6 protein-coding genes and 2 pseudogenes are annotated in these 15319 nt (G+C 68.9%); 4 read left to right on the plus strand and 4 right to left on the minus strand.

The window, feature by feature from the left end; translation table 11 throughout:
• Window positions 1-66 precede the first annotated feature (66 nt).
• From AC0GKK_RS25555 to AC0GKK_RS25565, 3 genes are read left to right on the plus strand one after another with little or no spacing between them, the layout of a single operon-like run.
• Window positions 67-2877 carry a putative dsRNA-binding protein gene (locus AC0GKK_RS25555; RefSeq protein WP_489882738.1) on the plus strand — a complete coding sequence of 937 codons (2811 nt, stop codon included), beginning with the start codon at window positions 67-69 and terminating at the stop codon, window positions 2875-2877.
• 2 nt (window positions 2878-2879) lie between these two features.
• Entirely contained in the window at window positions 2880-3749 is an 870-nt protein-coding gene (locus AC0GKK_RS25560) for a hypothetical protein (RefSeq protein ID WP_489882739.1), read from the plus strand.
• A complete protein-coding gene (locus tag AC0GKK_RS25565) occupies window positions 3686-4660 on the plus strand; it encodes a hypothetical protein (RefSeq protein ID WP_489882740.1) in 975 nt (324 codons plus the stop codon). Before AC0GKK_RS25560 ends, AC0GKK_RS25565 begins: the two co-directional genes overlap by 64 nt.
• Window positions 4661-4709: 49 nt before the next feature.
• Here the strand turns inward: AC0GKK_RS25565 and AC0GKK_RS25570 are convergent.
• Window positions 4710-4841: pseudogene (locus tag AC0GKK_RS25570) on the minus strand (IS256 family transposase); the annotation flags it as partial.
• A gap of 213 nt (window positions 4842-5054) precedes the next feature.
• Here AC0GKK_RS25570 and AC0GKK_RS25575 point away from each other — a divergent pair.
• A pseudogene (locus tag AC0GKK_RS25575) lies at window positions 5055-5282 on the plus strand (transposase); the annotation flags it as partial.
• A 12-nt stretch (window positions 5283-5294) separates the two neighbouring features.
• Here AC0GKK_RS25575 and AC0GKK_RS25580 read toward each other — a convergent pair.
• From AC0GKK_RS25580 to AC0GKK_RS25590, 3 genes are all read right to left on the minus strand, one after another.
• Entirely contained in the window at window positions 5295-7379 is a 2085-nt protein-coding gene (locus tag AC0GKK_RS25580) for an ISAzo13 family transposase (RefSeq protein WP_489882741.1), read from the minus strand.
• Window positions 7380-7737: 358 nt separating this feature from the next.
• Window positions 7738-9468: a DUF262 domain-containing protein gene (locus tag AC0GKK_RS25585; protein ID WP_489882742.1), complete on the minus strand. Its 1731-nt coding sequence runs from the start codon at window positions 9466-9468 to the stop codon at window positions 7738-7740.
• 105 nt (window positions 9469-9573) lie between these two features.
• Window positions 9574-15033 (minus strand): AAA domain-containing protein, encoded by a 5460-nt coding sequence (locus AC0GKK_RS25590; protein WP_489882743.1) that lies wholly within the window; start codon window positions 15031-15033, stop codon window positions 9574-9576.
• Window positions 15034-15319 lie beyond the last annotated feature (286 nt).

Here is a 15319-nt window from a genome sequence, read left to right on the forward strand (position 1 = left end):
GGCACATTCGGCCTCCGGGATCTCACTCATCCCCTCCGCCAGGACGAGGGGACGAGGTCGGTCGTCGTGACGTCCTACAGTTTCGGGTGGCGTTGGGTCGGGATCACGGCGCTGCGGGAGCCACCCGCGGCCGAGCCTCTGCACCGGATGGCCCTCCGCCTCCGCGATGCTTCCCACAGCCCGGTGGTGAGCGTCGCGGGGAGCGACATCGGTGTCGACGAGCTGCTGCGGCTGCTCGGGAGCATCCGGTACCGGGCCGGGCTGAGCGGCTTTCCGGCGCGTGCTCAGGAGTGCCTCCGGATCGAACAGGCGATCCGGGCCGGGCGAAGCCCGAATCTCCGACCCTGGCTGCGAACCAAGATCGCAGAAGCGCAGGGACGCGCCGGTGCCCCGCGACGTCGCACGGCGCCGTCCGCCACTGCCCCACCGCGTAGCGGACCGGCGCAGGCCTCGACGCGGCCCGGGTCGGTACCGGCCGGCCCGGGTGCACAGCTGATCGAGACGAGCTGGGCCACCGCGTGTCCCGAAGCCCCGGATTCACCGTGGCTTCCGCCGATCGCCGAACGCCTGACGGCGGAGCTCGCGCGGCTGGGGCTTACCCACACCGGTGGGACGACGCGGTGGATCCGCTGGGCGTGTCTGCATTCCAGCTTCCTCTACGAGCAGGTCCTCGACCCGCCGGTCAGCAGCGGCGCACTCGATCTCCTGGCCGCGCTGGGCAAGGGATGGCTCCGCATCGCGATCCTCGACCGAGTCCGATCGCAGCGGGGCGATTTCGCCTCGAACCGTGAGGTCAGTCGCGTACTCGGCGTGGCGGAGGGGCATGCGCGATCGCTGATCGGGGAGTGGGTGGCCAGGCTCGATGCGGGTCTGTATGGACAGGGCGAGCGAGCTCAGCTCGAGGCAGGGCATCCCAGCAGGGCACCCGAAGCCGTCGGTCTGCAGATCCTCGGTGCCCTGTCTCTGGTGACCGGGTCCCAGGCACCGGTCGACGCGCTCCTGGAGACCCTGGCCTACGAGCCGCCGAGCCCAGAACCCGAATGGCAGGCCCTCCTGACAGCGGCATTGCGGCAGGAACCGACATACGAACTGATCGAGCATGGAGCAGACCACGAGAAGACGTTCACCGCCGTGGTCACCGCCGAGGGTCGATCGGCGCGGGCGAGCGGGAGATCGAAGAAGGCAGCTCGGAAAAGCGCTCAGAAAGAGTACGTCCTCCGCCACCTCCGGCGCACACTTCCCGATCCGACACCCGTCGAGGTCCACCGGCCGCTGCCCTATCCGGCGGCGCCTCCTGATCACACGCAAGCAGTTCGGTGGGCGGCACAGGCGTTCGAGACCTTCGATCTCGGACTGATGGCTCAGGCGCTGACTCACCGCTCCTGGGTCTACGAGAACCAGGAGCGCGTTTCGCACGCAGGACAGCGGGACTACGGGACGCTCGCGACCGAAGGCGCGGAGATCCTCACCACCCTCGTGCGACATGCGCACGCGCTACAGGTGCTCAACGCGACCACCACCCCCGACGCTCATCACGTCAATCCCAACGTCGACGGCGAGCACGTAGCACTCCTGTTCGACGCGATGCCCGTCTCCGCGGGCCTCCTGCGGTCGAGCGGTCTACGTACCCTGTCGACCGACGTCAGAGCGGACGTCGCGCAAGCCATCGTGGCCGCGGCGTGGAGGGCCAACGGGGACCGCCTCGCCGAGCGGCAACCCGCCGTGTTCGCGACGTGGCTCTCGGCGTTCCGACCGCCCGACGACCCGACCACCGAGCTGCAGGAGTACTGCGCACGGGCCCGGATCGCCTTCGACATCACCTACGAGCGGCGCGGCGTCGACCACCAGGCCGAGTTCCGGGCGACGTTCACCCTGCAGGTCGAGGGAACACCGTCCTGGCGTGGTGACTGGTCCACCGGCAAGACGCCCGCCAAACACTCGGCCGCGGCGACGGTGCTCGCCGCCGTCGTCGAGACACCTACCGTCGAACGACAGGGCGAACGGGTCGGGGGCGCCGACGCCGTGATCCGGCGAGCGTTCGTCGCGGAGCTGCGCGGACTCGACCCGACCAACGTTCTGGCCCGACGCGATCTGGCGACCGGCACCGCCGCCGTCGACAGGCTTGCCGTGGGCGACTACTCGGGTTTCACCCGGTGGGCGGCCGCACGGTCCAAAGTGCTGCGCGGGCCGGACGTGGAACCGACGGGCGTTCTCCTCCCGTTCTACGAGTCGGTGCTCCGGGCACACCGCCGCGACCTCGTCAGCACATGGATCATCGAACACAGTCCGGGTCGGGGCGGGCGCGTCGCCGACCCGGCGGAGCGGATCCGCGCCTGGTGGGCAGGACCGCAGCCGGGATACCTCGCGCTCGTCGGGGACCTGCTCGCAGCACTACGGAAACCGGATCGCCGGACGGCGGTGCTCGACTTCGTCCGGCGCCAGGCGGCGGTGGCAGCGGATGCGGCGCGTTCCCGGTTGGAGATCCAGTCCTCGACCGACGTCGCAGGGGTATCGATCAGCGTTCGAATCCCCGGGACGAATCTCGATGCAGCGTTCGATCCCGTGGTCCGCGTCGTCGACCTCGCAGGCCTCGGAGTCCGCTGGACCCGTGACGAGGACGCCGTCGCCGCCCTCGTGCCGGCCCTACCGGATGCCGTCGATGCGATCGCCGCCGCCGGACTTCGGGCCATCGGACAGGCGTTGGCCGACAGCTGGCTCGCAGATGTCGAGAACGCCCTCGGGCGCTTCCTCGCCGTGACCGAGGACGTGTTCGGCGCGCCGGGCGCGGTCCCGTCTCCGGCGCGAATGAACGAGCTCTCGCTGGCCGAGCTCGGTCTGATCCTTCACCTACGTGGCTCTGACGAGCGAGGAGTGTGACCGTGCTCGGCTACCGCACCTATTTCGAAGTCGCAGACCGCGCCGCAACGGTCGAGGTCTGCCTCGACGAGTTCCGTGCGTGGCTCCGCGGCAAGGGCTACGACCCCGATGCCATCGGCGATAGCCTGCCCGCCGAGATCGCCACCGGAGTCGAGGCGTCCCTTACCGGAACGACGGGACCGACGGCGACCATCCGTGGACAGGTCATCGAGCGGCAGACGACGGGCCTCTGGACGAGTGAGCTCACCGTCCACGTCCCCGAGGACATCACTCGGTCGGCGTCGGTCTTGCTCGACATCCACAGCCCGGCCACAGACGTCGCCGACCGCATTACCACCGGCGTCCCCCGTCTCGCCCGAAAACTCCTGACCAGGCTGGAGGCCAAAGACTCCCTCGCCCGCCTCGCCGACCGTCCGGAGCTGGTCCACTCGGATCAGGTCGACTCCCTTGCCGCAGCGATCCACGATCCGGATCGGCGTGGTCTTCTTTTCGTGGCAGGGAGTGCAGACTCGCTTCCGCTGAAAGCATGGGCCGACCTCGTTCGGAAGCTCCTCCGGCAGTCCGCCGGTATGGCCTCGGCCTACGTGCTCGACGCCGAGGCGACCCGTCTCCTGGAAGGGATCCTCGGGCCCGCACACGCCGTGGCCCCGGCACACTGCGGACATTCCACCCGGGCGTCGACAGCGGCAGCCATCTCGACGCTCGCCGCCACCGGATTCTCTCGACGACCAGGATCGTCAACGACCGGAGCGAATGGATCGCACAGATCCTCGGTCGGCGGGCTCGGGACAACGCCCTCGAAGCAGAGTTGCCGCCAGCGTTCTCAGCCATCGTCGAGGAGCTCATCACCTCGTCCGACGATGCACTTCTGACGAAGGCGGCACCGGCAGGACGAGCCCCCGCGTCGCCCGAGACCGGTTCGCAGGTCGTCTCCCCGGCCGACGAGGCGTTCCTCGCGGCGGCGGCGGTCATGAACGACGTCCTCGGAGTCTCGGATCCGTCGCTGGAGGACTGGGCGAGGCTCGCTGAGCTCGCGCGGTCCGGACTGCGGGCCGAGACCGCTCAGGCCGACGTCGCAGCCCGCGTCCGTCAACTCCGCGTGGAGCTGAGCGAAGCCACCCAAGAAAGACGCGCGCTGACTCGCCGGCTTGAGGACGAGCAGCTGGAGAACGCCGCGACCTACTCCGATCTTGTCATCGCCGACGACGAGCTACGCCGACTCCGCAAGGTGCTGCTGCGGACGGAGCGGGCCGCCGAGGTCTACGTGGCGCACGAGCGCACGGACTCAGAGGAGTCTCCGACCTCCTTCGTCGATCTGATCTCTCAGGTTCGGGACCTACCCGGTGTCGTCTTCACCGGTGACGAGGCGGTGACCGTCCGACTCGACGTCAACGATCCACTCGGTGTGTGGGCAAGCAAGACGTGGGGGATCCTCCTGGCACTCGTCGACTACGTCGAAGCGTCCCTCGACGGTCGGTGCGAGCGCGACGTGCATGGCTACCTCCAGAAGCTCCCCGACGGGTGCCGCGGCTACTCGGCGAACAAGCACGCCAGGAGCGAGTCCGAGGACGTACAGAACAACACCAGATTCGCCGCCGCGAGGATGTTTCCGGTTCCTAGCGCTGTGGACCCCGATGAGGTGATCTCCATGTTGGCCCACTTCCGGATCGCTCAGTCCGGCATGATGAGCCCCCGCCTGCACTACTTCGACGATGTCCGGCGGACGGGGAAGGTCTATGTCGGCTACATCGGGCCACACCTGCCGACAAAGATGACGAACTGACGGCGACGCGGGAGTGTCCGATCTACGCTGTAACCGGCTTTGATGGGTATCAGGTAGTCCCGGGGACGATACGGCCTTCGAAAGTGATCGCGAACGTGTTCGGCGCTGGCTTCCACCGCATCGACCATCGAGCCCGGCCTCTCCCGGTCGGGTCCAACGAGCGGGTGACCAGGTAGAGGCACGAGCAATGCTTGAGACCTGTGGATGAGCCGGGGTCGGGTCGTATCCTCCCGATCATCTTGAGGGCCCTCAAGCAAGGCCGGCACGCCAACGCCGGTCGGGAAGGCACGACCCGTGCTCACCGTAGTTCCTGGACCGGGGAACACCGAAGAGCCCCGTCCCGCGGACGGCCCGGCGTTGATCGACGAGTTCGCCCGCGAGAGTGCCCGCCGGATGCTCGCTCGTGCTGATCGAAGTCCGCTCTGACGGCCGGAAGGAGCTCGTCGCCCTGGCCGATGGCTACCGGGAGTCGGCCGAGTCCTGGGCGGACCTGCTGCGCGACTGCGCGCGGCGCGGCATGCACGCACCTGTGCTCGCGGTCGCCGACGGCGCTCTCGGGTTCCGGGGTGCGCTAGGGGAGATCTTCCCCGAGACCCGCGAGCAGCGTTGCTGGGTCCACAGAAGCCGTCAAGGATTAACCTGTCGGCGTGTCAGCGAGCAGTTCGGTGGCGGTGCGGTAGCGGACTGCGGCGGCGGCTGGCAGGTGGCCGTCTCGTTCGAGCAGCGGGCGGGTTTCGCGGACGACGGCACCGATCAAGGAGCGGCTGACGTCGCCCAGGGCTTCGGCGAGGGCGTCGAGGGTGGCCTGGTTACGCATGTAGAGCAGGGCCAGCAGTATCCGTTCGCTGTTGGGGATCTTCTGGGGGAACACGCCGCCGCGGGCGCCGGCCTGACGAGGCCCGCCGCGGCGCTGGTGAGCCAGCCGCTCGCCCTGGGCGGCTTGGCGGGGCGCAAGGCGCTCGATGAGCCGGCGTAGTTCGTCGCGGGGCATGCCGGTCAATGTGGGGTCGCTGAGCGCCTCGATGATCGCGGTGCGCCCCGGCGGGGTGTCGTGGTCGAGGAAGGCCAACAGCTCGGCGACGGTAGCGAACCGGACCGAGGCGAAGCCAGGGTCGTGTCCGTGGTCTTCGAGGACGTCGCGGGTCTCGTGGATCGGGGCGCCGATGGCGTATTGGCTGACTTCGAGCAGGTCGGCCAGCAGGCTCATCGAGCACACCTGCCGCTGGTAAAGCAGGGTGAGCAGCAGCCGGGCGGGATCGTCGAACAACGGCTTGCCCCGGAGTTTCCCGGTGGCGCGGCGGGCCCGGCCGCCGCGCTGCTCGCTGTAGCGCTGCTGCGCGCGGGCTGCCTGAGCTGGTGCCAGCGCGGCCGCGAGCACGTCGAGCTCGGCGGCGGTCATGCCGGTCAACCGTGGGTCGGCGAGCCGGGTGAGCATGTCCCGGCGGCGCTCGGCCGGTCCACCTTGCTCGCCGACCACGACCGCCGCGTCCGGGTCGAGAGGGTCGGGGCGCAGGGTGTAGTTCCAGGTCCCGTGGGTGGCGTGCCGGTGCAGGGGCAGGGCGGCGAAGCGCTCCTTGCTGATCGCAACGCCGGTCGGGTAGTCCCCGGTGTCCAGCGCAGCTTCGACGCGCAACCCGGTGCGGGTGCGGACCGCTTCGATGGTGTTGATGACGACTTCGTGGCTGGTCAGCGGACGAGCCCGCCAGTTATGGGTGATGTGGGAGAACAACCGGTGCTCGATTTTGTTCCATTTCGAGGTGCCCGGCGGAAAATGACATACCGTGATCGCCAAACCGGTTTCAGCGGCCAGCGCCGCGAGTTCGCTTTTCCAGACTCGGTAGCGGTAGCCGTTCGAGCCGCCGGCATCGGCGGTGATCAACAGCCGGGTGGCGGCCGGGTAATCGCGGCGGCCGCGGGCGCGCCACCAGCGGCGGATGGACTCCACGGCGAACACCGAGGTGTCGTGGTCAACCCCGACGTTGACCCAGCCGCTGTTGCGGGCGATGTCGTAGATGCCATACGGGATCGCCTGTTCCACATCCGGGCCGGTGAAGAAGAAGTGGTGGTCTTCGACCTCGACCGGCTCCCCGGCCGGACGCCATTCGCGCCCGGCCATCGGCAGCCGCCCGAGCTGTTCACGCTTCTTGGTGTCCACGCTGATCACCGGCTCACCCGCGGCCTGATGCTCTTTGGCCTGATCGTTGATGTAGCCGAACTGGGCGTCGCGATCGGGGTGCTGGGTGCCCTCGAGGGTCTTGGTGTTGGCCTGCAGGCTGAACCCCGCCGCGCCCAGCAACCGGCCCACCGTCGGCGCCGACACCTGATGTCCCTGGCGGGACAACTCATCGGCCAGGTGCCGCAACGACTTCGTCGTCCACCGCAGCGGCGATTCGGGGTCCCCGCGCTCGTCCGGCTCAATCAGTGCCAGCAGCGCCGCTGCCACGGCGGGATCGTTGTGCTCGACCGGCTTACGCCCGCCGCCCGACATGCGGACCCGGCCCTGCGGCAACGGGGCCTCGCCGGCCTCGAGCTCGGCCATCCCGCGCCGCACGGTGGTCTCGCTCATCCCCGCGGTCCGGGCCACTACTCGTACCCCACCGTGGCCGAGCAGCCGAGCCTCGGTGGCCGCCGCCAGCCGCCGCTGGCGCTCGTTCAGATGCGGCAACAACACCCCGAACCGGTCCCCGAGCTGGGAGACCACCGCCGCGTCGATCGCCATACCACACCAACGACGAGCAAGATCTAAAGCAACGAGTTGTTTCTTGACGGACCCACAAGACCGCCGACGTCCTCGCCGCGCTACCCAAGTCCGCGCATCCGGGGGAGAGGAAGGCCCTGGCCGAGATCTGGAACGCCGAGGACCGCCGCCACGCCCTGGACGCGCTCACCGCGTTCGAGGGCGCCTACGGGCGAAGTTCGCCAAGGCCGTCGCGAAGGTCCGTGGCAACCTCGACGAGCTGCTCGCCTTCTACGACTTCCCCGCCAAGCACTGGCAGCACCTGCGCACCTCTGACCTCCTCGCGAGCCGCTGCTCGCATGTGCGACGGCATCACCGACTCCCGATCGGGCTTGCTGACTCAGAGCTCGAGCGGGAAGCGGGCGATCACCTGGGCGGCGAGATCCTGCGTCCGTGCGTCGATGTCGGCAACAGTCCACGAGTCCTTCGCCCAGAGACCCGCATTGAGCGCCAGCCCGTTCCGGTAGCCGATCTCTCGGCCGTGGGAGTCCTTGCGGTCGCGCTTCTCGGCGAACGACTTGTTGCCGAGGGTGCTGTTGTACGCGGTGATCGTCAGGTTCCCGAGCCGGTGAGTATGGGCCTCTTGAGCGGCTGCGGCAGCCTCGGGGCCACCGAGCATCTGCACCCATGCCGGAGGGAGGTTCCGCCCTTGGGGCAGCACGTGCTCGATGGTGAAGGTGTAATGGCCCTTCTCCTGGATCCAGAGGTCACGCCACGTCTCCTTCGTCATTGCGTCCTCGGCCAGCGCCACGAGGATGAACCGGACGACGTCGGAGTTCTCGTCATAGACGGGGCCGTCCAGGCGATCGCGGAATTCGGCGTCGCCGGCGGAGACGCCCACCAGATCACGGGTGATCCTCGCGACGACGTCGTCCCCCGTCACGCCGTCGAGCTTCTCGACGATGGTCATGAAGAGCTTCGGAAGCGCGTAGGTCTGCGGGAACCCGGTCAGGTTGCGTCGGACGAAGAAGCTCGTGAGAAGTCGGACCACTCTGACCAGGTGTGCGTCCGAGACGGCGAGTTCTTGCCGCCTGGAGAGCAGCCACATCACGAGGATGTAGGACGGAGCACCTTGGGCACGCATCAGCTGGCGGAACGCCGTGTCGAGCGACGTCGGCTCGTCGAGCTCGGTCACGCAGGTGATGCGGCCGTACACGGCGCTCGCGGCGACGAGCTCTTCCATACGTGCCCGGATGTCGCCGGTTAGCAGCTTCTCGTAGATGCGGATCAGCTTGCTCTTGGTGGCGACCTGCGCGTTCGGCACCTCCGGAAGCTCGGCCTTGAAGGCGTTGTAGAAGTGCCGGAGGAACCGCTCCTGAATTGCATACGAGTCGCCCAGGTTGGTGAGCATCTCGTTCCACAGTTTGAAGGCGTCGTCGACGTCGAGGCCGTCCCCGGCGGAGGCTGCCAGGAGATGGTTCTTGATCAGGTCGACGGGGGTGAGTGCCATCCCGCGGTTGTTGAGCGACTCGAAGAGGACGAAGGCGTCGGCGTGGCTCTCCACCTCGATCTTGACGAGGATGGCCTGCTGCGTCGTCGTGAGTACCCGACGAGCGGCATCGACGGGGCCGACGGAGTCGGACTCGGCGAGTTCGCTGATGGCGGTGCGGAAGTACTGGTAGCACTTGTAGACCTTGCGCGCCTTGAAGTAGGGCTGCTGCTGAGAGTCGACGTCGAGGCCAGCGAGGGTCAGGACCCGACGGTAGTCGTCCAGGTTCTTACCCTGGGTCTGCGGGGTGACCCTCAAGCGACCGCCGTCGAGGACGAGTCGCTTTCCCAGACTGATCATCGCGAACTGGCCGTTCCCGTCCAGCTCGGCCTCGTGCTCTCGCAGGACAGAGTAGATGGCGGCGAGGAGCAATGAGAGGGTCGTGGCGCGCTGCTGGCCGTCGATCAGTTCGAGAACCGTGCTGTCGACGGCGTCCTTCGTCTGGTTCAGCGTGATGATCGTGCCGAGGAAGTGGGCGCCCTCGGCCTCCACGAGATCCTGGAACAGGTCCTCCCACTGCGCCTTCTGCCAGGAGTACTCCCGCTGGTAGCGCGGGATCCGGTAGACGATGTTGCTCTCCATGCTGAAGAGTGCGTGGATCGGGTACTGGTTGGCGGACTTGATCACAGTGGTGGTGTCCTCGGCTGCAGTGCGGTTGGGGAGCGTGAGTAGGTCAGCGTCGGTCTGTCATCCGGAGCCCTGGCCTCCCGACTCCGCATCACGGACGAGCGGGGCCACCTGGTCCAGCCGCGCCCGGATCACCGACCCCACCTGGCGGACGTCGAAGCGGGCGGCGGTGGCCCGGTAAACGGCGAGGGGATCACTCCATCCGAGACCGGCGGCCTCCTCGGCCATGACCGCTGCCAGCTCGGCGGGAGGGATCTGGTCGAAGTAGCGCACGCCGCGCGGGCGCACGCGGACCTCGGGTTGGTCGGGAAGGCGGAAGGTCGCGTGCTTGTGGCCCGCTTCGCCGAGGGGAGCATCCTTGACCAATCGTCCCTGACGGAGCGCAGTGCTCAGCGCCGAGTTCAGCGCCTTCGTGATCAGGGACCCGACCCGCTGTCCGTTCGCACCGTGGACGTAGGCCGTGTGCAGACGGGCTCCTACGACCGGACCCTCGACGGCCACCACGGCGACCAGGCCGTCCACTAGCTCCCGTGATGACGCGCCCTGGGCGGGCACCGTCGACCCGGTGAACTCCTCGTATCCGATCTCGACGGTTTGCGGTGTGCCCGATCCTCCGACTGGCCCGGGTTCTACAACGGCGCCCATGGGGACGGGACTCCCGACGGCCACCGGGTCCGACGGGATCAGCTCATCGACAGCCGGTCCTGACACACCAGGGGTAGGCACGACCGGACTCGACACGAGCCGCGCCGAGGCGGTCGATTCGGTCGTCAGCGGCGCGGGTTCCGGCAGATCAGTGGGCAGGGATGGGACTGTCTCGCTCACGAGCGGCTGGACCATCGGAAGTCCGAAGGCCGGGGTGACGGCCTCGCTGTCCGACTCGTCGTACACGTCGGCGGGTTCGTCCGTCGGGCCTGCCGTCATCCAGCCCACCGGGTGGATGTCCAGCTCGGCGAGCGTCGCCCATAGTGGCTCCAGCGCAGCCACCGGGTCCCGGTAGAACTCGGACTCCAGGATCCGGTGGAAGCGCCAGCCGCAGCGCTCCAGCTCCCGCTGTCGGCCCATGTCCCGCTGGTAGGCCTCCGGGCCGTGCCAGAAGTCGCCGTCACACTCGATCGCGAGCCGCCGCGTGGGGCCGACGGCGACGATGTCGATCGAGTAGCCGAGCGACTCGAACTGCGGGATGAGGGTGTAGCCGCGGCTTGCGATGCGGTTGTGCACCCGCTGCTCGAACAACGAGCCGAAGGGAGCCACCGGCATGTCCTCGGGGACGAGCCCGGTCGTCGCACCCTCGTGCTCTCCGACGCCGCGCGCGGCGATGCCGTAGCAGTAGTCCAGGAGCTGGTAGCGCATGTCCTCGGGGTTGGTGAGGGTCGCGCGATCCACCGAGTGGAACACCCAGAGCTGGTCCTTGGCGCGGGACGCGGCCACGTTGTAGCGCTGCACGTACATCGTCTGCGTCAAGGCCGTCAGCCGACGCTCGGGTCCCGGCGCCGCCACCATCGACAGGAAGACCACGTCCCGCTCGGAGCCCTGGAAGTCCGCCGCGTCGCCGCAGCGCAGGTCCCGCGCCGCCCACTCCTCCGGTGTGATCCGGTCGAGCAGCGCCTTCTCGATAGCGTTGGCCTGGCCCGTCCCGAGCAGCGAGATCACGCCGATGGTCCGTCCGTCGTAGGCCGGGTCGGCGATGCACTTCTCCACCTGCGCCACGATGGCGTCGACCTCGGCGGGATTCGTCCGGGTGCTTGAGGAGCCCTTCTCATAGCCGCCGGGAACGAACACCGGCTTCACGGGCTCGAGGCGGTCCGCCCCGAATTGACGGACGGGGATGAGGCGGACACCGTCCGGCTCGTAGGCGATCCGGTTCGAGAAGCCGATGATCTCCGGCACGCAGCGCCTGTGCTCGACGAGCGTGATCATCCCGCTGAAGCGCATCTTGGCCTCGTCGAACAGCGACCGCTGCGGGTCCTGCCACGTCGAGCGGAACTGGTCGTCGAAGAGGTACTGCGAGCCGAGGTCGCGCAGCTCCTGCTGGTCGACTCCGACGGCCGACGGCGAGACCTGACGGTCGTCGCCGATCACGACGATCTTGGGGGCCAGATACTGCAGGAACGAGGCCTCGATGCCCGCCTGGGAGGCCTCGTCGACGATGACGACGTCGAACATGTCGGGCTGCACGTCGAACTGGTCCGCGATCCGGTACAACGGCATGATCCACACCGGCACGGCGGGACGGCATCGATCCATGGCCGAGCGGATCTCGCGCCGCCGCTGCGCCGCGTACGTCCCGGTGCCCTTGCCCAGTCGCTTGACGAGCGCGGCGTACTGCTCGAGGGATGCCCGCGAGCCGCGGGTGAGCCTGCCCGGAGCGACTGCGTGGTCCCAGGCGCGGATCGCGGACAGCTCGGTGACGTGGCCCCGGATGCGCTCGTCGACGACGAGGATCTCGCGCTGTAGCGCGTTGACGTCCGCAGCATCCTGGGACGACAGCCAGCTCGACGCCACGGCGTGGCGCCACCCGTCCTCGATCTCCGGAATCCGCTCGTCCCACACGTGAGAGTCGGGCGTGCTTGCGACGGCGGCCGCGAGCCCAGGGGCACCCGCGATACGGGAACCGAGCTCGTCCCGGTGACGAAGCAGCTCACGAACGTCCCAGAGTCTGGCGAGACGTTGGTGCGCGGCCGCGTAGGCGCGGTCGTCGCGTGAGCGGGTCGCTCGAAGAAGGTTCGAGAGCACCGGTGCGGCATCTGACTCGCGCTCGGCCTCGACCAGCGCGGAGACGGCGTGATCGATGCGCGCCGTGGCCGAGGCGGCCTCCTCGGCCGTCTGGACGGCTGTGAGTACGGCGAGGTACCGCTCGACGGAGCCCGGGTTCAGCCAGGCCGGTCTGGGCAGATCGAGAGCCGCCACACGGCCGTCTTCGGCCATCAGACGGGCGTCCAGCCCGAGGAGCCTGCCGAGCGATTCCGCTTCGGCCCGGTGCCATTCGAGCCGCTCGGCCGGCGTGTCCTCTGGTGGGATCACGACGGACGCGGGCCAAGCGCGGTCCAGAGCATCCAGGACGTGATTCGCCTCGACCCAGAGCAGGAACGCACGAACCTGCGGTGCGGTGGTCGGCGCGAGGCCGTTCACCCGGACACGTGCGAAGAACGACTCGGCGGTCTTCACCGCGCGTGGCGTCAGCAAGCCCTGCTTGGGCAGCCCGTCCGCGCCCAGCTTGATCGTGTTCCCGGCATCGAGATGCGCGCCGACGCCGTGCGCGCCAGGGACGAGGAGACCGATGTCGTCACCCTGGACCGTCACCGTCGTGGCAGGCCCGAGGTCGGAGACCAGTCGGCCGGCCTGGTCGATCAGGCGGCCGAGCTCACTGTGCCGCCCTCCCCACACCGAGCCGCGACCGCGTGCGAGGTCGGTAGCGGCTTCCGGGATCCAGTCCTCGTGACCACCGAGGAGCTCGCGCGTGTCACGGAGCAGCACCTCGATGCGGTCGGCGAGCAGCCGCCGTGTCTCCGCGTCCAGGGCCGATGCGGGTGCGTACACGGCGTCCGTCCGCAGAGGGGCGTACGAATCGGCGACGCCACGAGCCTGGCGCTCGGCGTGGACCAGCGCTGCGAACGCCGCGGCATCGGGCAGGGCGTCGAGCGGAACGAGTCGGCGACCGGCCTCGGGCTCATCAGCGACGAGTTCCGTGTCGCGCAGATGACCGCGCCAGGCTGCGAGCTCCACCGCGGACAGCGGGGCCAGGCCGCTCGGGGCGTCGACCAGCTCGGCCAGCCAGCCGTGCCGCTCGTCGCCCGCGCGGACCTCCCGGGCGATGGCGGCCGGGGATCCCCGGTACCCGTCGAGATCGACCTCGACCACCTCGCGCTCGCGCGCCGACTGCAGGCGGTGGCCGAGCTCCGCACGCAGCCGACGGAGGTCATCGATGCCGTCGAGGTGCCGGCGGATGGAGTGCGCGGCGTCGCCGGCGTCATGCTCGGAGGCGGTCGCCGCGATCCGCTCCACCGCCACCCTCAGGTCCGACATGTCCTCCCGAGATGAACCGACGACAGCGACCGCCAGGGGCTGGATGGCCTCGGGCAGCTTCTCGCGCACCTCCTTGAGCGCGCGGTCGGTGTGCGCGGTGACCAGGATGCGCTTGCCCTGAGCGAGCAGGTGGGTGATGAGGACGGCGGCGGTGTGGGTCTTGCCGGTGCCGGGCGGTCCCTGGATGAGGGTCTGTGCCGTCGTGTCTACCCGACGCAGGATCTGCAGCTGACGGTCGTTGACGGGCAGTGGGAGGAACGGATCCTCCTCGACGTGAATCACCGCACCCGCGCCGTCGAAGCTGCCTTCGGTGCCGCTCGGCTCGTGATCGGCGTCGACCAGGGGTCGGATGCCGTCAGGCACTTCACCGGACTCACGCAGCTGCTCGACGATGTGTCTGAAGATCTCCAGCAGGCCCTTCTGCGAGCGTTTGCGCAGCAAGAGGGCGGGGGCGAAGGAGGTGACCGGGGTCGCAGCGGCGACCGTCTGGTCGTCCGCGTCGCGGTACTGGGCGTCGGCGGCGAGCTGGTGGGTGACCCTCCTGCCGAGCTCGCCCATCCTCTCGCGGTCAAGCGGGTGCGCCTCGGTCTCCCGGGCCCGGTCGCGCAGCTCGTTCACCAGACGGGGCTGTCCGATGAGGCCAGGGTCGAGCATGTCCAACTCAAGAGTCGCGCCCTCGACGGTCTCGTCCGCCAGGAGGGCCAACTGGCCGGTGTCCTCGTCGAACTCGATGCGGACCGCAGTGGTCAGCAGGTGTCGCCGAACCTTATTGCCGGCCGGCACTACCCAGGTGAGGAGGCTGGTCCCGAGGACGAGCTCGAGTTCCTCGGGATGCCCCGCAGCGGAGACATGGATGGAGAACAGCTCGTTGTAGTAGTCGCGGGCGGGCTGGTCGCGGAGCTCCTGCTCCGCCCACGCCTGCCAGTGGGGCAGGTAGGCGGCGAAGGCCTCGTCGATCTCTGGGCGCTCGCTGCGCTCCACTCGACGACGGGTGGTTCCGCCGTGATCATCGTCCACCTCGAGTGACCGGTACTCCCGCAGCACCGGCTCACGGCGCGGGTCGACGGGTGACTCGTCCAGCCAACCCGCGAGTGCGGTATCCGGCTCGGGAGCGGCGACCGTGGGGACGCGGTCGATCGTCAGCACGGCTGGGTCGCCCTCGACGTGGGCGTGGCGGACTCCACCGCTGACAGCGGGATGAGCCGGCGCGTCGGCCAGCCACAGCACCGCGCCCTCGCGCCGGTAGGTCTCGAGGTCCACGACGGACGTATTGCGCAGACGCTGGGCCTCGCCGAGGAAGGTGAAGAGGCGTACTGCCCGGCCGACGAGGGGATCGTCCGCCTTCTCCGGAGCGGTCGTCGTCTCGTCGTCCATGCCTCGTGCCTCGTGCTCCTGGGCGAACATGCGGTTCGCGGCCTCTCTGTCGTGCAGCTTGTCCGGCGTCTCACCGATGACCCGCGGGTACCAGTCCGGCACGGCGCGCTTCCCGGCCACCGCCATCACCTCATACGACCGAGGTGACTACGCTGAGAAGCCCAATCCATTGGGCTGTCGAGATGGCCGCGAATGGTGTTTCGCTCGGGGAGGTCCGATCATCATTTTCGATGATCGCGGCGAGGCCGGTCGTTCACGGTGTTGTCCATTCGCCTGGTTGCCGCTATCGGTCGGGGCAAGCTCAGCGGTGACACGTGAACGGGACGACGACAGGGTCCGTCGCAGCTCGTGAGCTGTGAGCGGAGCCGTCGACTCAAGCCCTCGGGCGACGGCGAGATCACACGAT

This window comes from Pseudonocardia sp. P-1, assembly GCF_058111925.1.